Source organism: Metabacillus crassostreae, from assembly GCF_016908395.1.
Lineage (GTDB): Bacteria > Bacillota > Bacilli > Bacillales > Bacillaceae > Metabacillus > Metabacillus crassostreae.
On record NZ_JAFBDU010000007.1, the window covers coordinates 26,840 to 50,418 of the forward strand.

Consider the following 23,579-nt stretch of genomic DNA (forward strand, 5'->3'; position numbering starts at 1 on the left):
TGAAAAAGCTGAATTTATCTAAATCTTTACTAACCTGTCTCACTGCGTAATCATATGATAAATTACGGTCATACTGATAAGGACGCAAAAGTGAAAGGGTTGATTGATATGAAGATTGGCATTCCGGTAGAAATAAAGAATAATGAAAATCGTGTTGCAATGACTCCTGCGGGTGCTGTTCATCTTATTAAACATGGACATGAAGTTTATATTGAAACAAATGCTGGGTTAGGATCCGGTTTTACTGATGATCAGTATATTGACGCAGGAGCGCAAATTGTTGATACGGCTCAGCAAGCATGGTCAATGGACATGGTGATGAAGGTAAAAGAGCCTTTAAAAGAGGAATTTCAATATTTCCGTGAAGGATTGATTTTATTTACTTATCTACACCTTGCACCAGAACCTGAATTAACTGTTGCACTGATCAATCATAAAGTAATAGCTATTGCATACGAAACTGTACAGCTACCAAATGGATCTCTTCCACTTTTAACTCCAATGAGTGAGGTTGCAGGAAGGATGGCCTCACAAATTGGTGCACAATTTTTAGAAAAAACACGTGGAGGAAAAGGGATTCTATTATCTGGTGTACCAGGTACACAACGAGGTAAGGTTACAATTATTGGTGGTGGTGTGGCAGGAACCAATGCCGCCAAAATAGCTGTGGGATTAGGTGCTGAAGTCACGATGTTAGATGTGAATCCGGAAAGATTAAGACAGATAGACGATATTTTTGGTCATGATATTACCACTTTAATGTCAAATCCACTTACGATCTCAGAAGCAGTTCGCAGATCAGATCTTGTTATCGGAGCTGTGCTTATTCCAGGAGCAAAAGCACCTCTTTTAGTAACAGAAGATGATGTTAAATCTATGTCACAAGGATCCGTTATTGTGGATATTGCCATTGACCAGGGTGGTATTTTTGCAACTACTGATAAAATAACCACACATGATTCTCCAACATACGAAAAACATGGTGTCTTGCATTATGCAGTGGCTAACATGCCTGGAGCTGTTCCACGTACATCAACGATTGCATTAACAAATGTAACAGTACCATATGCAGTTCAAATTGCTAATAAAGGCTATAAAAAGGCGTGCTTAGAAAATGAAGCTCTACTAAAAGGAATAAATGCTTTAGGTGGATTTGTTGCTTATGAAGCTGTTTCAGAAGCACATGGTCTCTCATACACAGATCCGCGTACGTTTTTGTTAGGAATTTAACCAGTGTGGTCTGCCAGAAACATACTGTCGGACCTCTTTTTGCTATGTTTAATTGTTAGTTAAATATGGGTATTTATAAACTTAGCGTGAAATTAATCATCATAAAAATGTAAAGAAGGTAGGGGAAGATATGCAAGCATCTTATCATGGACATGCTGTAGTACAAATTTTTACAGAAAATACAAAGGTAATCATCGATCCATTTATTTCAGGAAATGAGTTAACTGATTTGAAGGTAGATAACATTGAAGCAGATGTCATAATTTTGACTCACGGTCACAACGACCATGTAGGTGATACTGTAGAAATAGCAAAGAAAAATGATTCACTTGTTATCGCACCATATGAATTAGCTATGTACATAGGAAAACATGGAATTAAAGTTCACCCAATGAATATTGGTGGAGCCTATCAGTTTGAATTTGGTACAGTCAAATTAACACAGGCCTTCCATGGCTCAAGTTATGAAGAAGAAGATGGTACTGTTATTTATACAGGAATGCCCTCAGGTGTCTTGTTTACATCAGGTGGAAAAACAATCTATCATGCAGGAGATACTTCATTGTTCTCTGATATGAAAATGATTGGAGAGCGTCACACAATTGATTTGGCGTTTTTACCTATCGGTGATAATTTAACTATGGGTCCAGAAGATGCAAAATATGCAGCTGAATGGTTAAAAGCAAAAAAAGTTGTGCCAATTCACTTTAATACATTTGAACTAATCAAACAGGATCCACAAATATTTATTGAAATGTTACCAACAAATATTGGTTTATTATTAGAAGTTGGAGAATTTGACTCCTGCGGGTGCAGAGGAAAGGCTAAGACCCCACAGGCGCGCAGCTTACGAGGAGGCTTAGCTTCCTCCCCGGCGAATCTTATGTCTGCAGCGCAATGGAACGAACTTATTTCTTTCAACTTAACTGAGTTTAGATTTATTCGCCTTTTTGTATGACACCTTTAATTATGTCCAGCCTCTTTCTATAATCTTTTTCTCTTCTTACTTAATCTTTTTGTTTGTTTCATACACCCATCTTATCTCAAGAAGCTCCCTCATTTTTTAAAATCCGATATTATGCCCAAATTTTTAATTGTTAGGAAACAATTTCCACCCGAAATCAGAAGCTGATATTTTTGCATTCGCTTCTTTTTTTTATTGTCCATGCATAAATTGGATTATAGAAAAGATTTGAAAGGATGATTGCATTTGAAAAATTTATTGTATGCATTGATTGCCTTGATGATGCTTTATTATGGTCTTCAGCAAATCACTTTATCAGGTAACCAAATGCAAACTGTTTTTGCTATGAGCTGGCTATGTTTAGCGATCTTCGTTATCGGAGGTAATTTTGCACATTATTTATATCGTCCAAAAAAAGCTGTTAGTGTAAAGAAATCGTACAAGCAATCTCTTCAGAAGAAGAGACAACGTCAAATGATGCGTTGATATAAGCTTCCTTGACCTATATAATAATAGTGGATTCTAGTTACTTAAATAGTCCTATAACATTTAGTTGTTCGTTAATATCTTTAACTAAATTAACTAATCTATTATAGAACAAAAAAGGAATTCACTATAATAAAGGGTGATGAAGCTTGGCTACAAAGCATGAGCAAATTTTACAATATATAACTTCTCTTTCTGTTGGTGAAAAGATCTCTGTTCGTCAAATTGCAAAGGAAATTAATGTGAGTGAAGGAACTGCTTACAGAGCAATTAAGGAAGCAGAGAACAAAGGGTATGTTAGTACAATAGAACGTGTTGGAACGATAAGAATTGAAACTAAGAAAAAAGAAAACTTTGAGAAATTAACATTTGCAGAGGTTGTTAATATTGTTGATGGACAGGTTTTAGGTGGAAGAGCAGGATTACATAAAACATTAAATAAGTTTGTTATTGGTGCAATGAAGCTAGAGGCAATGATGAGATATACAGGTGCTGGTAATTTATTAATAGTTGGTAACCGTACAAATGCTCATCAATATGCTCTTGAAGCAGGAGCGGCTGTGTTAATTACCGGAGGCTTTGATACAGAAGATCATGTAAAAAGACTTGCAGATGAACTAGAATTACCAATTATTTCAACAAGCTATGATACATTTACGGTTGGTACGATGATTAATAGAGCTATTTATGATCAGCTTATCAAGAAGGAAATTGTCCAAGTTGAGGATATTTTAACTCCTGTTGATAAAACAATTTGCTTATATACAAGTGATAATATTGCAACTTGGTATCAACATAATTATGAAACTGGACATGGTCGTTTTCCGGTAATTGATCAAAACATGAAGGTACAAGGTATTGTTACTTCAAAGGATATTATGGGCTATGATCATGAAACGATTATTGAAAAGGTGATGACAAAAAGTCCTATCACGGTAATTGGCAAGACCTCTGTTGCTTCAGCTGCACAAATGATGGTATGGGAAGGCATTGAGGTTCTTCCAGTAGTTGATCAACAAAATAGGCTGCAAGGCATGATCAGTCGTCAAGATGTTTTAAAAGCACTTCAGATGATTCAGCGTCAGCCACAGATTGGTGAAAAAATAGATGATATTGTAACAAATCAATTTGTCACAATCGAAGATGATTCAAAAAGAAGTAGTGTCTTTAGGTGTGAGGTAAGTCCACAAATGACCAACCATCTTGGAACGATTTCGTATGGTGTTTTTACAACTCTAGTTACAGAAGCAGTTAATCGCTATCTACGAGCTCAAAAAAAGGGCGATATTATTGTTGAAAATATAACCATCTATTTTATAAAGCCTGTCCAAATGGAAACAATGCTTGAAATTCATCCGAAAATATTGGAAGTAGGACGTAAATTCGGAAAGATTGACATTGAAGCATATAGTGATGGAGCAGTAGTTGGAAAAGCTATGATGATGGTTCAATTAATTGAGCGCTAAAAAGGTAGGAAACATTCAAAAGAGGCTGGGACATAAGTATTTAAGCTAATGATAAACCCGAAATATTAGGAGATATTTCAATTGATTATTCGCCTAATAGTTCGGGTTTTTATTTGCTGTCTTCAATTAGATTTTTTGATTTTGCATTCTATTTTTAAGAACTAGTGGAATGGAGCGGAAGACATTTGACTCCTGCGGGTGCAGAGGAAAGGCTGAGACCCCACAGGCGCGCAGCTTACGAGGAGGCTTAGCTTCCTCCCCGGCGAATCTTATGTCTGCAGCGCAATGGAACGAACTTGTTTCTTTCAGCTTAACTGAATTTAGACATATTGGTCTTTTTGTTTGACTTCTTAATGATGTTCCCAGCCTCTTTAAAAATTTTATTTCTGCTGCCCAGCTTCTTTAATAATTTGTGGTAAAAAATGTTTATAAGCACGATAACCAGCCCAAGCACTTGCGAGACCTAAAATAATGAAGATTATTCCAATAACAAATGCTAAGGTTGAACGAAACAAAAACATTTGATTAGCTCCAAACGATGCTACAAATATACCTAAAGCAATACTAGATTTAGCAGACATCCATCGTTTTTCCAACTGATTCTTTGATCTATATGCTTTCACTTTATAAAATACATAAAAAGCAATTGAAACAACAATAAAGAAAACAAATACTGGCATAAACAACCTCCGAGATCGTGTAAGAATTAATTAATATATATGATCAGAACTATATGTTCCAACTCTATTTTAACATTTCATAACGGAAAATCTATTTTTTTACGCACTGTTTCTAAAAGTCTATTGATCATTACTCTAAATAGTTTAAAATTAATGATTTTATTGAGCATCGATAGGACTTTATTGATAAATGGATGTTGAAGGACTTATCCTAAATATTAAATGATAAACAACTTTTTCAAAGAAAACTGATTGTTCTTTCTTTTTAAATGTCTTTATTTATGCTTTAATAATTGTTATAGAGAGCAAAGGAGAATAAGATGAAACAACAAATTATAGATACAATCGTACAGAATTCTACAATAATTATCCATCGTCATGTTAGACCTGATCCTGATGCTTATGGATCTCAATGTGGTTTAGCAGAAATCTTAAAAGCATCTTTCCCGAGTAAGACCATATATGTGGTGGGTGAAACAGAACCTTCATTAGAATTTCTTTATAAAATGGATGTTGTTCCAGATGATGTATACAATGATGCATTAGTTATTGTATGTGATACTGCAAATCAGGCTCGTGTAAGTGATAAGCGCTACAACACTGGTAAGTCACTAATAAAAATTGATCACCATCCTAATGATGATCAATACGGAGATGTTTTGTGGGTGGACACAGAAGCAAGTGCTACAAGTGAAATGATTTATGAGTTATATTTAGCTGGAAAAGACCAAGGTCTAGTATTATCTACAAAAGCTGCTGAGTTATTGTATGCAGGAATTGTAGGGGACACAGGACGTTTTCTTTTTCCAAGCACAACAGAAAAGACATTTCAGTATGCAAGTGCTTTAATATCAGAGGGAATTAAACCAGCACCACTTTACGATGAGCTATATAAAACCAAAAGAAACGTAGCTCAATTAAGTGGATATGTGTTGCAAAACTTTAATTTAACTTCTTATGGCTCAGCACATATGAATATTACAAAAGAGATGTTAGCAAAGTATAATGTAACACCGTCAGAAGCATCACAGTTAGTAAGCATTCTTGGAAATATTGAAGGTGTAAGAGCCTGGGCATTCTTTGTAGAAGAATCAAGTCAAATACGAGTAAGGCTACGCTCAAAAGATATAGTTATTAACCAACTTGCTAAGAAGTATAATGGTGGAGGTCATCCATTAGCTTCAGGTGCATCAGTTTATAGCTGGGATGAAGTAGATATGGTATTAAAAGATTTAGATCTCCTCTGTCAGCAGGCATAATCTCATTATGTAATTGTGGTTCGGAACTTTATCTTCCGAACCTTTTGCAAATGGGAAATTGTAGTAAGCTTTTTTGTGAAACCTGATAATTGAGTTGAAGTTTCTGATGTAGGAGTATGCTTGCGGAATATTGTGATAACGCTTACCTTTCTTTGTTGGGAATAAACCAAAAACCAAATTCTGTGGCATCTTCATAAACATCAAGCTGAAGCACACGGATTTCTCTTTTTATTAAATCAGCAATTTCAGGTGATTCTTCATATGCGGAAAATCCTCTTTTAATCGTTTCTAGTTTTTCTTGAGCAAGCTTTCGATGATTCAAGATATACATGGTGATCCCTCCAATTTATCATAAATTTTCTTTTGTAAACCGTCTGTTAATTCCAAGCCCAGGTTTGAACTTTTTCTTGAAAAGAATACAAGATATAACTTCTCCATAGTAAGTTTGTAGAAGACTCCTCAGTAGAAATAATTGCTTGTTGTGTAATGTAAACGAATCGACCTACAGCTCATATAAAAGTAAAAGTGGTGGTAATTGAAGAAGGATGTACTTCTTCGAATTCTACAATAAGGAAATAATATGATGTAAATGATAAAACAAGAAAGTGAATAAGAAAGTGCATGACTAAATTGCCGGTGATGTTTTGATGTTTAACGAAGGAGAGGAAAAGTAAGAGGTATTTCCCTTGTTTTTCCTATTTCTATTTTATCAAAAAAATCAGAAATTGCGATAGATTTCTTAATATTTACATAAAATTGTTAAATTTAGACTTTGCAATCCACAGATTCTTACTAAATTGCCGGCTATGTTATGTTAGGAGGTTGTTTGAATTGGACAAGATAGATCTCCTGTGGGATAGTGTTTAAAGATGGATCCCACAGGTGCTAAGCTTACGAGGGAGGATCCTGAGGGGGAAAATAAATTTTTTTACCCCGGAAAAGTGAATGACTATGACAGAAATGGGCTGTGAAGTTTAACCGGGTGTGAAAAAGCATTCATCATAAGTACATAGGGGGGTGTAAATAAAACGACTAGCTCAATAAGTTAGTCAGAAAATGAAATTTCAATTTCAATGGAAAGTGTTGTATGTAACATAAATTTAGTCATTTTTAGCTTATACTTATTTCCATCTTCAAGTTCTATAGGGAGGTTTTCGATCATTCTTTCAATTAAAAGGTGGTTAGAATTAATACTTTCTATATCCTTTGCGATAACAATATCTGCTAATTCATTTTTGACTTTATCTTCAATATTTTTTACCTTAAATTCTTTCAAGTGATATTTATCACCATTTGTTAAATCAATATTTAGCTCTTGAACTGTAAGCTTCTTTTGTGCTTCTTTATTTAATTTACTATATTCCTGTTGGTAAATTTCCCCTTTCTTTATTAATTCGTTAATTTTTGTGCGTTGTTCTTCAATTTCTGTGCTTTGTTTTTCTTGAACAACACCAAAAATAAATAGGAAAACACCCCAGCTAATAATCGCTCCGATCGCGACACCTGCAAAAAAACGTTGCCATGTTGGTTGCTGATAATGTGGCGGAATTCTCATGTAATATGCTCCTGTGTTAACCAAGCGATTAAATGCCATCCAGTTTGTGCGCCACCCATTGCCGATACAATTAATAAAACCTGTTTTATAATATCCCGTGTTTCACCTTGGAAGATGCCTCGTTCAAAGCTATAAAATGCATCAAAAGTTCCTCCGATTGCAGCAACCAAGGCCCAAATCTTTAACCTGTTAGCAAACTCAAACATTTTTGTTAACGGTGGTTCACCTGCTAAAAAGGCACCAATTGCACCAATTAAAGTACCACCTAAAATTACTCCTAATGCTATAAAATAGCTATGAATAAATGCCGGTATAAAAGCTTCTTTGTCCATATTTATCAACCTCCTATCACTATATATATGGACGACCTATTTTAAGTATGTTTCGTTTTATTTTTAAACCTCTTATTTGTACTCTTAAAACTCTCAGAATATAATGGAATGTAGACATATAATATGGTGGTAATCAATAGTAGAATTATTCAAACACTTATATTGTTTGAGTAATATAGATCAAAAGAAAAGGCACTTTCAATGCTTAATGTTAATTTTTTAACACTTTGTAATACTTAGAACACAAATTCTACGCACAGTACGTTTATATAAATGATGAAGTAAAATTGGAAAGGGGGGGGACTTTTGCCTTTTGTACATCTTCAAGTGAAAAGCGCATATAGTCTTCTAACAAGCTCTGTTAGACTCGATAAACTTGTTAGCAAGGCGAAGGACCTTAATTTTAAAGCATTGGCATTAACAGATTTTCAAGTAATGTATGGAACAGTTCCGTTTTATAAATTATGCCTAAAAAATGGAATTAAGCCAATTATAGGATTAACAATTAAAGTTTTAGATGAATCAAGCGAAGCACAACAAACAACAGTCTTAGTATTGTTAGCCGAGAATAATAAGGGTTACAGAAATTTAATTAAAATAAGTAGTGCTCTTCAAACAAAATCTGTTGAAGGTCTTCCTGAAAGATGGTTAAAAAGTTATAGTGAAGGACTAATTGCAATAAGTCCCAAAAATGAAGGACTTGTAGAAAAATATCAAAATGAAGAAACAGATGAAAAAATGATTGAAGTGATACAAAAATATAAAGCTATTTTTGGTGAAAATTCATTTTACTTAGGATTACAAAAATCTAGTAATCATAATGATGATTTTACCAGTGAGACGGTTTCTTTAAGCAAGAAAATAGGGGTGCCAGTAGTTGCTACAAATGATGTTTCTTATGTAGAAAAAGAAGATTCTATAGCTCAACAATGTTTATTAGCGATTAAGAATAATGAAAAGCTTTCAGAAGATCTTTATGAACTAGATTATTCATATGAAAATAATCTAAAGTCTGCTAAGGAAATGGCTAGCATCTTTGAACAATATCCTGAGGCGCTTGAAAATACGATTCTTATCGCTAATCGTTGTGAAGTTAACCTTGAATTAGGTATTTCCCGTTTACCAAAATTTCCGACATCTACTAAACAAAATGCTGATGAATTCTTAACAGAATTATGTCTGAAAGGGTTGGCAGAGAAAAATTGTGGAGATGATTTCGTTTATAAAAAAAGGTTGTCATATGAATTAGAAGTAATAAAAAAAATGAAATTTAGTGACTACTTTTTGATTGTTTGGGATTTTATGAAATATGCTCATGAACATAATATCCTTACAGGACCTGGGCGTGGATCAGCAGCTGGTTCACTTGTGTCTTATGTTCTTAATATTACAAATGTAGATCCTATAAAACATAAATTGTTATTTGAACGATTTTTAAATCCTGAACGAATTACAATGCCTGATATAGATATTGACTTTCCTGACACAAGAAGAGACGAAGTAATTGCCTATGTAGCAAAAAAGTACGGAAAAATGCATGTGGCACAAATTATTACATTTGGTACATTAGGGGCAAGAGCAGCTATAAGAGATGTTGGCAGAGTACTGGGAGCTTCACCGAAGGACACCGATATTCTTTCAAAATTAGTACCTTCTCGTCCTGGAATATCACTTTCAGATGCACTAAAAGAATCTCAAGCATTAACAAAACTTATGAAATCAGATTCATTCTTTCATAAGATTATCGATACAGCCATGAAGGTTGAAGGCTTACCAAGACATACTTCAACACATGCAGCAGGAGTTGTCTTAAGTGATCAGCCATTAACAAGTATTGTACCAATCCAAGAAGGTCAAACAGATGTTTATTTAACGCAGTTTTCAATGGATTTCTTAGAAGAACTAGGATTATTAAAAATGGATTTCTTAGGATTGAGAAATTTATCATTAATTGAAAACATAACAAAATCAATACAACGTGGAGAAAGACAGGTTGTAAACTTAACAAACATACCTTACCAAGATGAAAAAACATTTGAACTTTTAGCAAATGGTGATACAACTGGTATATTTCAGCTTGAATCAGAGGGAATGAGAAGTGTTTTAAAGCGTCTTAAACCCACCAATCTTGAAGATATTGTAGCAGTTAATGCATTGTATCGACCTGGTCCAATGGAGAATATTCCAATTTACATAGATCGTAAGCATAAAAGAAGTGAAATTGATCTTATTCATCCTGCACTGGAGCCTATTTTACGAAATACCTATGGTGTAATTGTTTATCAAGAGCAGATTATGGAATTAGCTTCTACAATTGCAGGTTTTTCTTTAGGTGAAGCAGATTTATTAAGGAGAGCAGTGGGAAAAAAGAAAAAAGAAATTCTAGATAAAGAGAGAGTCCATTTTGTAACAGGTTGTATGAAGAATGGATATAGTGAGCAGGTAGGGAATGCTATTTATGATTTAATAGTCAAGTTTGCTAATTATGGATTTAATAGAAGCCATGCTGTTGCTTACAGTATGATTTCCTATCAATTAGCTTACCTAAAAGCCAATTATCCCATCTATTTTATTGCAGCATTATTAACAAGTGTAAGTGGAAATGAAGACAAAGTTACACAATATGTCAGAGAAGCTAAACAAAAGGAATTAACTATTCTACCTCCTTCAATAAATAAAAGTGAATATCGATTTTCTGTCGAAGGTAATTGTATCCGATTTAGCTTAACAGCAATTAAAAATGTCGGTATATCTGCTATTAAAGAAATATTTCATGCAAGAAGGCAAAAACGCTTCACAGATTTATTTGATTTTTGTATTCGAGTTTCAATGAAAATTGTTACGAGACGAACAATGGAGCAATTAATTTTTGCTGGTGCAATGGATGAATTTGAAGAAGATCGAGCAACGTTATTAGCAAGCTTAGATGTTGCAATCGAACATGCTGAGCTAATGAAACCAGCTGATGATAATCAATTTGACTTGTTTTTAGAGGATGAATTTATGTTAAAGCCGAAATATATTGAAGTTGATCCATTTAAAATAGAAGAAAAATTAAAGTTTGAAAAAGAAGCTTTAGGATTTTATTTTTCGAGTCATCCTGTTGAAATGTATCGTCCTACATTTGGTTTATCGGGGGCAGTAAATATTTCGGATTTACCCTCAAAACTTGATAAAAAGGTCTCAGTTGGAGCAATGATAGTAAGTAGTCGAACAATAAGGACGAAAAAAGGCGATAACATGGCATTTATCATGATAGGAGACGAAACAGGTGATGTAGATGCAGTGTTATTTCCACAAGTGTATATGAAACATAGTGAGGAGCTCAAACTAAATCATATTTTTCTGTTTGAAGGAAAGGTGGAAACACGTGACGATCGACTTCAGTTTATCGTCAATCAAATGATTGCTGTTGAGGAAATAAAAACAGAAGAACCAAAAGCAAAGCTCTTTATAAAAATAGACAAAGATTCAATTGATCAACAAAAACTACTTGAAGTGAAAACACATTTGAAAAATTATCACGGTAAATCACCCGTTTTTGTATATTACGGTAAAGAAAAAGTAACAGTTAAACTTCCTAGTGAATTTTCCATCTCACCATCAGAAGAATGTTTGAAGGGTTTAGTGAAAATACTTGGAAAAGAAAATGTTGTTCTGCAAAAGGTATAATAGGGACATATATTGACCAGCTAAGAAAAGTAATAAGGTAATATATTCTTTACAAACGACTGAATTATGTTATCATTTAGTAATGATCAAGAGTGGTCTGACCACTTTTTTATATAAGTGCCTAGCAGCTCATTGGAAAAATAACATCTTTTTTCTATGTAATAAGCATTATTGTAATATAAGGATTTGAACTCAATTCCTAATATATTTAAATGTCTTATAACAAAAATGCTAAGCCTTAACAAGGTTCTTTTCGTTTTTTCATATTGCTGTTTACCAAACAAACAACGAATATGGCACGGAAACAACCTGTCATTATTTCTTGTTTATATCAAACTCATAATTTTTGCTGCTAATTACGTTAATTAGACGAAGAAAAGTGGACGATAACAAGGGGAGTGTTAAAAATGTCATTACGAGAAGAAGCCTTACATATCCATAGAGTTCATAAAGGTAAACTAGAAACAAAATCAAAAATACCGGTAAGAAATGCACATGATTTAAGTCTTGCCTATTCACCTGGTGTGGCAGAGCCTTGTAAAGATATTTATGATGATAAAAATAAAGTTTACGATTATACAATGAAGGGCAATATGGTTGCGGTAGTTTCTGATGGTACAGCAGTTTTAGGTCTTGGTAATATTGGTCCTGAAGCAGCACTTCCCGTAATGGAAGGCAAAGCTGTGTTATTTAAGAGCTTTGCAGGTGTTGACGCTTTTCCAATTTGTTTAAATACAACTGATATTGATACAATCATTAACACAGTGAAGCTCTTAGAGCCGAACTTTGGTGGAGTTAATTTAGAAGATATTGCAGCACCTAATTGCTTCGTTATTGAGGAACGCTTGAAAAAAGAAACGAATATTCCTATTTTTCATGATGATCAACATGGTACAGCAATCGTAACGGTCGCTGGACTTGTTAATGCATTAAAAATTGTAGGAAAAAGCATGGGGAAAATTCGAGTTGTAGCAAATGGAGCTGGTGCTGCCGGAATTGCCATTATTAAATTACTATATCGCTATGGTGTCAGAGATATCATTATGTGTGATTCAAAAGGGGCCATTTACGAAAACAGACCATATGGAATGAATGATGTGAAGGCAGAAGTAGCTAAATACACCAATCGAGATCAAGTTGAAGGCTCTCTTTCTGAGGTGCTTACAGGTGCAGATGTTTTTATTGGTGTCTCAGTTGAAGGGGCATTAACAGCAGAAATGGTTAAATCTATGAATAGTGGTCCTATTATCTTTGCTATGGCAAATCCAGTACCTGAAATTATGCCTGAGGACGCAAAATCAGCCGGTGCAATGGTAATTGGTACCGGAAGATCAGATTTTCCTAACCAAGTAAACAATGTACTAGCGTTTCCTGGTATTTTTAGAGGTGCTTTGGATGTTAGAGCGACTCATATTAACGAACAAATGAAGATTGCTGCTGTAGAGGCGATTGCATCATTAATTTCAGAGGATGATTTGAATCCTGAATATGTTATCCCAGCTCCATTTGATCCTCGCGTCGCACCGGCAGTTGCATCTGCTGTTGCTAAAGCAGCAATGGAAACTGGAGTGGCTAGAATCAATGTTGATCCTGAGGAAGTTGCGGAAAAAACAAGGAAACTTGCCATAATCGAATAAAAGTGAGTGATATGTCTTTGACAACTGCACAATCGAAAGTTTATATTGAAATCCTTCGCCATATAAAAGCATATATTTCTGAGAAACAGCTTTCTTATGGAGATAAAATTCCTTCTGAAAGAGAGTTTGCAGAAAAGCTTAAAGTAGGCAGATCATCTGTTAGAGAAGCATTAAGAGCTCTAGAATTGCTAGGTATGATAGAAACAAGAAGAGGCGAAGGTACGTTTCTTAAAGATTTTAGAGAACATAACCTTATTGAAATACTTGGTACATTTATTTTAGAAGATTCGAAGGCAATTGATGATATTTTTGAGATGAATACTATTCTTGAGCATAGTGCGTTAAACTTAATATTAAACACAAATCATGAGGAAGCTCTTAAGCAGCTAGTACGAAAATTAGAAGAAAATAGTATGATCACCAGGTATGAATTTATGAATAACATTGTTTTAATAGCTAATAATCATTTGCTTTCTCGAATATGGAGAGTTCTCAATGAATATGTTCATTTTGTTGCAAAGGGTAATAAAGTAGATACATATCCAAAGGAATCGTTTGAAAATCTAGTAAATGCTTTATTAATTAAAAATCCAGAAAAAACAATGAAAGCCTACCAAATGTTAGCTCTTGAAGAAAATGTCGAATAGATGATGACAATTTTCAACACCATACAAGCTAATAATTCTTTAAAGTAGGATATATATAGCTCTATGTGTATGTCAATCACTTGGAGATTGTGGAAAAGTGAATGCCTGTAATGGATAACCACAAAAATTCAATTGACCCAAAGTAAAAAACTAGATATTAAATGTTTTAATAGAGAAACATTAATAAGGGAGGTACTGTTTTGCTCAAAGATTTATTTTCAAAACCAAAGAAAAAAAAGTATGCTTCAATTCCTTCTGAGCAAGCAAAGCAAGATGTTCCTGAAGGTATTGTCTTGAAATGTTCAAGCTGTAAAAAAATTATGTATACAAAAGAATTAACTAAAAACTTAAAGGTTTGTATGAATTGTGGCTATCATCATCAAATGAACGCTAAGGAAAGAATTAGTAGCTTGTTTGATGAAAATACCTTTGTAGAATATGATAAAGAAATGATGTCAGAAAACCCATTAAATTTCCCAGGTTATGAAGAAAAGCTAGAAAAGGATCGTAAGAAAACTAAGCAGAATGAAGCTGTTGTAACTGGTGAAGGTATGATTAATGGATTTAAAACAACGGTAGCTATTATGGATGCTAGCTTTAGAATGGGGAGCATGGGTTCTGTAGTAGGCGAAAAAATAACGAGAGCGATTGAGAAAGCGAACGAACAAGGTTTACCATTTATTATTTTAACAGCCTCAGGTGGAGCTAGAATGCAAGAGGGTGTGTTAAGTTTAATGCAGATGGCAAAAACTAGTTCAGCTTTAAAGCATTTTAGTGACAATAGAGGATTGATTATTTCAGTTATGACTCATCCAACAACAGGTGGAGTTTCAGCGAGTTTTGCATCTTTAGGTGATTATAATTTTGCAGAGCCTGGTGCACTTATTGGGTTTGCTGGTAGAAGAATCATTGAACAAACAATTCGTGAAGATCTACCAGAAGACTTTCAAACTGCTGAATTTTTACTTAAACATGGTCAGTTAGATGCTGTTATTCATCGAAAGGATCTCAAGGAAACACTAGGAAACATCCTTGATATTCATCAGCCAGGAGGTGAGTTAACTTGGTAGGAGAGTTGGAATTTGAAAAGCCTGTTGTGGAGCTTAGAAAAAAGATTAGCGAGTTAAAAGAGTTTACTAGTCAATCAGATGTGGATCTTTCTTCAGAAATAGAAAAACTAGAAGCGAGATTAGAGTTTTTAGAAGGTGAGATCTATACAAACATTAAACCATGGGATCGAGTTCAAATTGCTCGTCATCCAAGTAGACCTACAACACTGGACTATATCGAACATATTTTTACGAACTTTCTTGAATGTCATGGTGACCGTTATTATGGTGATGATGATGCAATTGTAAGTGGAATTGCAAAATTTAATGGTATGCCAGTAACAGTAATTGGTCATCAGCGCGGAAAAGATACAAAAGAAAATATTCGCAGAAACTTCGGTATGCCACATCCAGAAGGATATCGAAAGGCACTAAGATTAATGAAACAAGCAGATAAATTTAATCGACCAATCATTTGTTTTATCGATACTAAAGGAGCATACCCAGGTAAAGCAGCTGAAGAGCGTGGACAAAGTGAAGCTATTGCCAAGAATCTATTCGAAATGGCTGGCTTATCAGTACCGGTAATATGTGTTGTCATTGGTGAAGGTGGTAGTGGTGGAGCTTTAGCATTAGGTGTCGGCAATTACATTCATATGCTAGAAAATTCTACTTACTCTGTTATCTCTCCAGAAGGTGCTGCTGCATTGTTATGGAAGGATTCAAGCTTAGCAAAAAAAGCTGCTGAAACAATGAAAATAACAGCTCCAGACTTAAAAGAACTTGGTGTAGTCGATGAAATCATACCAGAGGTAAAAGGCGGAGCACATAAAGATCTATTAGTTCAAGCAAAAAATATTGAGACAGTTCTTGCTGATTCCCTTAAATCATTATCAGTTATGACTGGGGAAGAATTAAAGCAACACCGCTATGAAAAATATAAAAGAATAGGTCAAGTATCGTTTGCGGATGATTTACTTGGGGTAAAATAGATAAAACGTGAGGCCACTAGGTCCACGTTTTCTTTTCGGTATGAACCTGGATTGAAATAGGGAAAAGAATTATCTAAGTTATTTAACTATCTATTTGCTGAATCTAATAAATGTGATTTGTAATAGGTAATACAACAATTATTTTATAAAATTACATAATTCAATAAACACAGTAGATAATTTATTGTATAATGAAAAAGGTTCATTAAAAGGTTATTCGACAAAAAGTGAGTATTTGAATTTGGCAATTGTTGTGATAACTATGTATTCATGGTATTTTTGTTATAGATAACAATTGCCATTTAATTATAGTGGGGTGAAGTAAGTTGAAAAAAATAGGTGTCCTAACTAGTGGAGGAGACTCACCTGGTATGAATGCAGCTGTTCGTGCAGTTGTACGTAAAGCAATTTATCATAATGTAGAAATCTATGGTATCTACCACGGCTATTCTGGATTAATTAACGGACAGATTGAGAAATTAGAATTAGGATCTGTTGGAGATATTATTCATCGTGGAGGTACAAAATTGTACACTGCTAGATGTCCTGAATTTAAAACAGTTGAGGGACGAATGAAGGGTATTGAACAATTAAAAAAGCATGGAATTGAAGGGTTAGTTGTCATAGGTGGAGATGGCTCTTATATGGGAGCGAAAAAACTAACAGAACATGGTTTTCCATGTGTTGGTGTCCCAGGAACAATAGATAATGATATACCTGGAACAGATTTTACAATTGGTTTTGATACAGCTCTCAACACAGTAATCGATGCAATTGATAAAATTCGTGATACAGCAACATCACATGAACGTACATATGTAATTGAGGTAATGGGAAGACATGCAGGTGATATTGCTCTTTGGTCTGGATTAGCTGGTGGTGCTGAAACAATCTTAATTCCAGAAGCTGAGTATGATATGGACAGTATTATCACTCGTCTTAAAAGAGGTCATGAAAGAGGAAAGAAACATAGCATAATTGTTGTCGCTGAAGGTGTTGGAAGTGGAGTTGATATCGCTAAGCAAGTTGAAGAAGCTACATCATTTGAAACACGCGTTTCTGTACTAGGTCATGTTCAGCGTGGAGGCTCGCCAACTGCTTTTGACCGTGTTTTAGCAAGTAGACTTGGTGCATATGCAGTGGAGTTACTTCTTGAAGGAACGGGTGGACGCTGTGTTGGTATTCAAAAAAATGAGCTTGTTCATCATGATATTTTGGAAATTTTAGATCAACCACATACAATTGATGAAAATATGTATCAATTATCTAAAGAGTTATCCATCTAATAGTTTGGGTGGTATCGTTTTCACAAAAGATGAAAAATATATGTGAAGTACAAGTAAAGCAATGAATGATAGAGAAAAATTGAGACTAGCTTTATGTTTTAACATATGCTGGTCTCTAAACCACTAGATGGTAGGAGGAAATTGTAAATGCGTAAAACGAAAATAGTATGTACGATTGGCCCGGCAAGTGAGAATATTGATAAGTTATCAGAATTAATGGAAGCTGGTATGAATGTTGCTCGTTTGAACTTTTCTCATGGTGATTTCGAAGAACATGGTGCTAGAATTAAAAATATTAGAGAAGCTTCTGTTAAATTAAATAAAAATGTAGCGATTCTTTTAGATACGAAAGGTCCAGAAATTCGTACAAACACAATGGAAAATGGCGCAATTGAACTTGAAGTAGGTAATGAAATTATTGTTTCTATGGAAGAAGTTGTGGGAACAACAGAAAAATTCTCCGTTACATATGAAGGTTTAATTGATGATGTACACGTGGGTTCTACTATCTTGTTAGATGATGGTCTAATTGAGCTTGAAGTGATTGGTCTTGATCAATCAAAAGGTGAAATTAAGACGAAAATTAATAATAGTGGGACTTTAAAGAATAAAAAAGGTGTTAACGTACCTGGTGTAAGTGTTAAGCTTCCAGGAATTACAGAGAAAGATGCTAGAGATATTGTCTTTGGTATTGAACAAGATGTAGACTTTATTGCTGCCTCATTTGTTAGACGTGCATCAGATGTTCTTGAAATTCGTGAATTACTTGAAGAGCATAATGCAGGTCATATTCAAATCATTCCTAAAATTGAGAACCAAGAAGGTGTAGATAATATCGATGAAATTCTTGAAGTATCTGACGGTTTGATGGTTGCTCGTGGAGATCTAGGGGTTGAAATTCCAGCAGAAGAAGTACCATTAGTTCAAAAAGAATTAATCCGTAAGTGTAATGCTTTAGGTAAGCCTGTTATAACAGCAACTCAAATGCTTGATAGTATGCAACGTAACCCAAGACCGACTCGTGCAGAAGCTAGTGATGTAGCAAATGCAATCTTTGATGGAACAGATGCTATTATGCTATCTGGTGAAACAGCTGCTGGAACATATCCTGTTGAAGCAGTTAAGACAATGCATAATATCGCTTCAAGAGCTGAGCAAGCATTAGATTATAAACAAATTCTTTCAAAACGTAGTACACAGGTAGGTACTACGATTACTGATGCAATTGGACAATCTACAGCATATACTGCTTTAAATTTAGGTGTTGCAGCAATCGTTACTCCTACAGAGAGTGGACATACTGCAAGAATGATTTCAAAATATCGTCCTAAAGCACCAATTGTTGCAGTTACTGTTTCTGAATCTATTTCACGCAAGCTTGCTTTAGTTTGGGGAGTTTACCCTAGAAGTGGTAATCATTCAACAACTACAGATGAAATGCTTGACCACTCGGTAATTGAAGCAATCAATAGCGGCTTTGTTACTCATGGTGATTTAGTAGTCATTACAGCTGGTGTGCCAGTTGCAGAAGCTGGTACAACAAACTTAATGAAAGTTCATGTTATTGGTGATGTTATTGCCAAAGGACAAGGTATTGGTAGAAAGTCTGCATTTGGTAAAGTAGTTGTTGCGAGCACTGCTCAGGAAGCTCAAGATAAAATGAAACCAGGTGCAATTCTTGTTGCTCAAGGAACTGACCGTGATATGATGAAAGCACTTGAGCAAGCTTCTGCATTAATTACTGAAGAAGGCGGATTAACTAGCCATGCAGCAGTTGTTGGCTTAAGCTTAGGAATTCCTGTTATTGTTGGTGTTGAAAATGCAACATCATCATTGAAGGATGGTCAAGATATAACTGTAGATGCTGTTAGAGGTGTAATTTACCAAGGACATGCAAGCGTACTTTAAAATTTTGTGTATGAAGATATAATAACTACTTGTAGTTAGCTAAAGAGAAGGGATATTCCTTCTCTTTTTTGCTATAATGAAATAGAATGGTAGGGAGCTTCAAGAGAAAATTAAGAGGTGAACACATGAGATTATTAATGCTTTTAATCATCATCATACCCGCAATAGAGATAGGTGTTCTAATTCTTTCTGGCAGAACTATAGGTGCTATAGCAACAGTTTTGTTAATTATCTTAACTGGAGTTATCGGGGCATGGCTTGCTAAGCAACAGGGAGTAGAAACATTAAGAAATGCACAACAACAAATGCAATATGGTCAAGTTCCAGGTGTGGCAATAATTGATGGTCTTTGTATTTTAGTTGGGGGATTACTATTACTAACACCAGGCTTTATCACAGATACAGTTGGTTTTCTTTTACTAATACCAATCACTCGAAATAAAATAAAACCATTGATATTAACAATGATTAAAAAGATGATTGATAAAAATCAAATAACCATAATTCGATAGAAAGTAACTTACCAATTTAAGACTAAAACTCAATGAGGGCTTTTGCTCCCTAAAAGTGTTGATTGCAGTATGAGACTTGCTTCTTTAGCAGAGGTAAGAGATCCTGATGTGTTTTTGTAAATACTGCAATCAACATATTTTCAAATTCATGAGTTTTTTAGGCGCAATTCATTAAAGCTTTAGGTTACTTTATTTTTGATGACCACCAATTACAAACTTCCAAACATCCTCATATACTCCTGCTCTGTGTAGAGTTTTAATGATAACTAATACAACAGGGCCTGCAATTAACCCTAGAAATCCTAATAGCTTGTATCCAACAAAAAGCGAAATAAGTGTTGCAAGTGGATCTAGACCTATTGTCGAAGAAAGTATTTTTGGTTCTGATATTTGTCTTTGAACCATTACAATGATATATAAAGTACTGATTCCGATTGCAAGTGGAATACTGCCACTAAATGATAAATATATAATCCAAGGAATGAAAACAAGTCCGGTTCCTAGGTAGGGAAGTATATCAACTAGCCCAATTAACAAAGCAATTGTTATTGCGTATTCAACTCTAAGAACAAGTAGACCGATTAGAACAATAATTGTAGTTATCGAAATAAGCGTCGCTTGAGCACGAATAAATCCAATAAGTGCTTTTCTTAATTCATCAAAAATTGTTTTACCACTGTTTCTAGCTCTTTGTGGCAAAAGTACAGATAATGTAGCTTTAAATTTATACCAATCTTTACTTATAAAAAAGGTAGCAAGTAATGAGAAAATGATAACGGTAGCGGCATTTGGAAGGAAGCTGATCATGACAGGTATTTTTTCTAAAAAGTCCTTTATGAAAGTTCCAGCACTTGAGGCAACCTGCTCGCCAATACTTTGTATGTTGACTATAATTGAATGTTGTTGATTTGATCCAAGAGTATTAAAAAAATATGTAAGCTGATTATATAAAGGCATGATTTTTGTTACAAAAAAGGTTTCAATATAAACAGCTAACAAATCTAAATGACCTGGTAGTACTTTTGCTAAGTAAGTTGTGCCAGTTAGAATTTCAGCTACCAATAGAATAAGTGCTCCTGCTATTACTCCAATTAATAAAATGATAGCTAAAACAACAGCTATTCCTCTTGGAACTCTCACCTTATTCTCTAGAAAGTTGACAAATGGATTTATGAGCATGGCGATCAAAATGGCGATAATAAAAGGGTAAATTAAGGTAGAAAGATAAAAGCTAATAATAAGGCTAAGGCAAACAACTCCTAAAATAAGGAGAAGTCGCAATGAACTATATATATAATCCAAATTCAAATTGTTCCCCCCGTTCATTATTGGTGATCAGTGATCAGTCTTGATAATAAATACCAAACTTTCAAAAATTTCTATGACCTAAGCAAGCAATCTTTAGTCGAGGATTATTTTCATCACCCGTTATTTATGAGCATGAATACGAAAAGCATAAAAGTAAATGCTAAAAAGTCTAGTCCATATAGGATGTTTATTACAAATAAAGCTTGTTTATACTAGTTGAATTGAACGCATTTATAGATTTAATTCGTACAGTAATTTAACAACACAGATTTCATAGGAGGATATCCTTCATGTTTAACCAATCTTTTTTATTTTTGTTCATTTTATTAGGGATAGGATTAATAGCTAAAAATCAGGCATTAATAATCGCAACCTCCTTTTTAATGATCATTAAATTAATTGGCTTAGATACTAAAATATTGCCAACTGTTGGTGCGAAAGGTATTAATTGGGGGGTAACGATTATAACAATTGCTGTCTTAGTTCCTATTGCAACAGGAGATATTGGATTTAAACAGCTTGGTGAGGCACTGAAATCAACATATGCATGGATTGCTTTAGCTTCTGGAATAGCAGTTGCATTAATAGCGAAAAATGGAATAACTCTGTTAGCAGAGGATCCACATATAACAGCAGCACTTGTTTTAGGGACAATTTTGGCTGTTTCATTGTTTAATGGTGTTGCTGTGGGACCACTAATCGGAGCAGGGATCGCTTATATGGCTATGCAAATTGTGAAATTTTTCAGCTCATAAAACAATTTAATCACAGTGAATTTTATAAATGAGAAGTTATTTCCGTTATTTGGATTATGTGGATTTCCTAAAATGTACACTAATATAACAAATTTATGGTATGGTTATATCAGTAGGGTTGATTTGTGAACCAAATATCTTAAAAAACATTTTTCTAACAAATTTTTTTGTTGTTTGAGTTGTTTTCATTCACAAAAGTCTGATAATTGTTTATAATAGATATAGGTTCAAAAAAATCAGTGCCTACAAAATACTAATCCCCTGGCTAATTAAGAAAAAAAGTACAAGTGAATAGGTACATAAAAATCTGCTTGTAATGCGGGTTAGAGTGAGTTTGATAGGTCACACTGAAAGTTGTTCATTGTGTCTATTTTTTAAGTTAAAAATGTAAGCATTTACTTTTTTCTTTGCTTGCATGTGAGCAAGCGCTCAATCGTCTTAAAGTTTAAAGGAAAGAGCATTTGGGTATTTATACTTGATTAAATTCCCATGCTCAAATAAGGATCGAGTATCTTTTACATATGAAAACTATGAAAAAGCCATAATATATATGTTTTCATAGTTATTTCTTTAAACTTTTTGATGAAAAAATGGGGAATAAAAGGTAAAGGAGAGATTTATATGACAGCAACACGCGGTCTTGAAGGAATCGTAGCGACTACTTCATCTGTTAGTTCAATCATTGATGATACTTTAACATATGCGGGTTATAACATTGATGATTTAGCAGAAAACGCTAGCTTTGAGGAAGTAGTCTATTTACTATGGCACAGAAAGCTTCCAAATGCAGATCAATTAAATGAAATTAAGAAACAACTTGCGGAGAATGCAAAAATTCCACAGCAAGTTATTGACCACTTCAGAACATATCCTATCAATAGTGTGCACCCAATGGCAGCTCTTCGAACAGCTGTATCTTTACTTGGCTTATTTGATGAAGAAGCAGATGTGATGGATACAGAAGCTAATTACAGAAAAGCAATCCGTCTACAAGCACAGCTTCCAATTGTTGTAACATCCTTCGCTCGTATTCGTAAAGGGTTAGAGCCAATTGAACCAAGAACTGATTTAACGATGGCTGCTAATTTCTTATATACTTTATCTGGTCAAGAGCCTGATGAAGTAGCTATTGAAGCATTCAACAAGGCTCTGGTTTTACATGCCGATCATGAATTAAATGCTTCTACATTTACAGCTAGAGTATGTGTGGCTACACTTTCAGATGTTTATTCTGGAGTTACTGCTGCTATTGGAGCTTTAAAAGGACCATTACATGGTGGAGCTAACGAAGCTGTAATGAAGATGCTTGCTGAAATTGGTGAAGTTGAAAACGCTGAAAGCTATATTAATGAAAAACTAGCTAATAAAGAAAAGATCATGGGATTCGGTCATCGTGTATACCGTCAAGGTGATCCTAGAGCTAAGCATTTAAGAGCTATGTCTGAAAAACTAACTAAATTAACTGGTGAACCAAAATGGTATGAAATGTCAATGAAGGTTGAGGAATTAGTTACTTCACAAAAACCATTACCACCAAATGTTGATTTCTATTCTGCATCTGTATACCACAGCTTAGGTATAGATCACGATTTATTTACTCCTATCTTTGCTGTAAGTCGTGTTTCCGGGTGGTTAGCTCATATTCTAGAGCAATATGACAACAATCGTTTAATTCGTCCTCGTGCGGATTATGTTGGTCCTGATAAACAAGTATATGTACCTGTTGATCAACGCAGTTAACAAAGGTTCTTATTATAGTTATGGATCCTCCCAGCTTTAAGGGAGGATTGATTTACGCATTCGTTATATTTATTCTAAATAAAAGACTATTTTCTTACATT

The 23,579-nt window shown here is 34.4% G+C and carries 19 protein-coding genes and 1 pseudogene; 15 read left to right on the forward strand and 5 right to left on the reverse strand.

Going from position 1 to position 23,579, the window contains the following annotated elements:
• Window positions 1-108: 108 nt before the first annotated feature.
• The 4 genes and pseudogenes from ald (at window position 109) to JOC75_RS17860 (ending at window position 4,146) form a co-directional block, all read left to right on the forward strand.
• Complete coding sequence (gene ald / locus JOC75_RS17845; RefSeq protein WP_204955372.1) at window positions 109-1,230, forward strand: alanine dehydrogenase; 1,122 nt, start codon at window positions 109-111, stop codon at window positions 1,228-1,230.
• A 130-nt stretch (window positions 1,231-1,360) separates the two neighbouring features.
• A pseudogene (locus tag JOC75_RS17850) lies at window positions 1,361-2,026 on the forward strand (metal-dependent hydrolase); the annotation flags it as partial.
• Window positions 2,027-2,440: 414 nt separating this feature from the next.
• Window positions 2,441-2,680 carry a hypothetical protein gene (locus JOC75_RS17855; RefSeq protein WP_204955374.1) on the forward strand — a complete coding sequence of 80 codons (240 nt, stop codon included), beginning with the start codon at window positions 2,441-2,443 and terminating at the stop codon, window positions 2,678-2,680.
• A 149-nt stretch (window positions 2,681-2,829) separates the two neighbouring features.
• Window positions 2,830-4,146: a DRTGG domain-containing protein gene (locus JOC75_RS17860; RefSeq protein WP_204955375.1), complete on the forward strand. Its 1,317-nt coding sequence runs from the start codon at window positions 2,830-2,832 to the stop codon at window positions 4,144-4,146.
• A 380-nt stretch (window positions 4,147-4,526) separates the two neighbouring features.
• On the opposite strand, the gene JOC75_RS17865 is transcribed toward JOC75_RS17860, so the two are convergent.
• The gene (locus tag JOC75_RS17865; protein WP_204955376.1) at window positions 4,527-4,826 is read right to left on the reverse strand and encodes a YtpI family protein; all 300 of its coding nucleotides are present in this window, start codon (window positions 4,824-4,826) and stop codon (window positions 4,527-4,529) included.
• 320 nt (window positions 4,827-5,146) lie between these two features.
• Between JOC75_RS17865 and JOC75_RS17870 the strand changes: the two genes are divergently transcribed.
• Window positions 5,147-6,085, forward strand: a complete 939-nt coding sequence (locus tag JOC75_RS17870) for a DHH family phosphoesterase (protein WP_204955377.1) — start codon at window positions 5,147-5,149, stop codon at window positions 6,083-6,085.
• Between the two features lie 142 nt (window positions 6,086-6,227).
• On the opposite strand, the gene JOC75_RS17875 is transcribed toward JOC75_RS17870, so the two are convergent.
• From JOC75_RS17875 to ytrH, 3 genes are all read right to left on the reverse strand, one after another.
• A complete protein-coding gene (locus JOC75_RS17875; protein ID WP_146949305.1) occupies window positions 6,228-6,416 on the reverse strand; it encodes a YtzJ family protein in 189 nt (62 codons plus the stop codon).
• A gap of 714 nt (window positions 6,417-7,130) precedes the next feature.
• Window positions 7,131-7,640, reverse strand: a complete 510-nt coding sequence (gene ytrI / locus JOC75_RS17880) for a sporulation membrane protein YtrI (protein WP_204955378.1) — start codon at window positions 7,638-7,640, stop codon at window positions 7,131-7,133.
• A complete protein-coding gene (ytrH, locus tag JOC75_RS17885; protein ID WP_204955379.1) occupies window positions 7,637-7,972 on the reverse strand; it encodes a sporulation membrane protein YtrH in 336 nt (111 codons plus the stop codon). Before ytrH ends, ytrI begins: the two co-directional genes overlap by 4 nt.
• A gap of 306 nt (window positions 7,973-8,278) precedes the next feature.
• Between ytrH and dnaE the strand changes: the two genes are divergently transcribed.
• The 8 genes from dnaE (at window position 8,279) to JOC75_RS17925 (ending at window position 19,675) form a co-directional block, all read left to right on the forward strand.
• Window positions 8,279-11,644, forward strand: a complete 3,366-nt coding sequence (gene dnaE / locus JOC75_RS17890; protein ID WP_204955380.1) for a DNA polymerase III subunit alpha — start codon at window positions 8,279-8,281, stop codon at window positions 11,642-11,644.
• A gap of 407 nt (window positions 11,645-12,051) precedes the next feature.
• Entirely contained in the window at window positions 12,052-13,281 is a 1,230-nt protein-coding gene (gene ystJ, locus JOC75_RS17895) for an NADP-dependent malic enzyme (RefSeq protein WP_146949301.1), read from the forward strand.
• 17 nt (window positions 13,282-13,298) lie between these two features.
• Window positions 13,299-13,928 (forward strand): FadR/GntR family transcriptional regulator, encoded by a 630-nt coding sequence (locus JOC75_RS17900; protein WP_204955381.1) that lies wholly within the window; start codon window positions 13,299-13,301, stop codon window positions 13,926-13,928.
• A gap of 200 nt (window positions 13,929-14,128) precedes the next feature.
• The gene (gene accD, locus JOC75_RS17905) at window positions 14,129-14,998 is read left to right on the forward strand and encodes an acetyl-CoA carboxylase, carboxyltransferase subunit beta (protein WP_204955382.1); all 870 of its coding nucleotides are present in this window, start codon (window positions 14,129-14,131) and stop codon (window positions 14,996-14,998) included.
• Entirely contained in the window at window positions 14,992-15,969 is a 978-nt protein-coding gene (gene accA, locus JOC75_RS17910; protein ID WP_204955383.1) for an acetyl-CoA carboxylase carboxyl transferase subunit alpha, read from the forward strand. Before accD ends, accA begins: the two co-directional genes overlap by 7 nt.
• Before the next feature lie 326 nt (window positions 15,970-16,295).
• Window positions 16,296-17,255 carry a 6-phosphofructokinase gene (pfkA, locus tag JOC75_RS17915; protein ID WP_204955384.1) on the forward strand — a complete coding sequence of 320 codons (960 nt, stop codon included), beginning with the start codon at window positions 16,296-16,298 and terminating at the stop codon, window positions 17,253-17,255.
• A gap of 147 nt (window positions 17,256-17,402) precedes the next feature.
• On the forward strand, window positions 17,403-19,163 hold the full coding sequence (gene pyk, locus JOC75_RS17920; protein WP_204955385.1) for a pyruvate kinase: 1,761 nt from the start codon (window positions 17,403-17,405) through the stop codon (window positions 19,161-19,163).
• Between the two features lie 125 nt (window positions 19,164-19,288).
• Window positions 19,289-19,675 carry an FxsA family protein gene (locus JOC75_RS17925; RefSeq protein WP_204955386.1) on the forward strand — a complete coding sequence of 129 codons (387 nt, stop codon included), beginning with the start codon at window positions 19,289-19,291 and terminating at the stop codon, window positions 19,673-19,675.
• Window positions 19,676-19,864: 189 nt separating this feature from the next.
• Here the strand turns inward: JOC75_RS17925 and ytvI are convergent, their stop codons facing one another.
• Entirely contained in the window at window positions 19,865-20,983 is a 1,119-nt protein-coding gene (gene ytvI, locus JOC75_RS17930) for a sporulation integral membrane protein YtvI (protein WP_204955387.1), read from the reverse strand.
• A 290-nt stretch (window positions 20,984-21,273) separates the two neighbouring features.
• On the opposite strand from ytvI, the gene JOC75_RS17935 reads away from it, so the two are divergent.
• Both JOC75_RS17935 and citZ read left to right on the forward strand, forming a co-directional pair.
• The gene (locus tag JOC75_RS17935; protein WP_204955388.1) at window positions 21,274-21,738 is read left to right on the forward strand and encodes a DUF441 domain-containing protein; all 465 of its coding nucleotides are present in this window, start codon (window positions 21,274-21,276) and stop codon (window positions 21,736-21,738) included.
• A gap of 621 nt (window positions 21,739-22,359) precedes the next feature.
• Window positions 22,360-23,478 carry a citrate synthase gene (gene citZ / locus JOC75_RS17940; RefSeq protein ID WP_204955389.1) on the forward strand — a complete coding sequence of 373 codons (1,119 nt, stop codon included), beginning with the start codon at window positions 22,360-22,362 and terminating at the stop codon, window positions 23,476-23,478.
• Window positions 23,479-23,579: the final 101 nt, after the last annotated feature.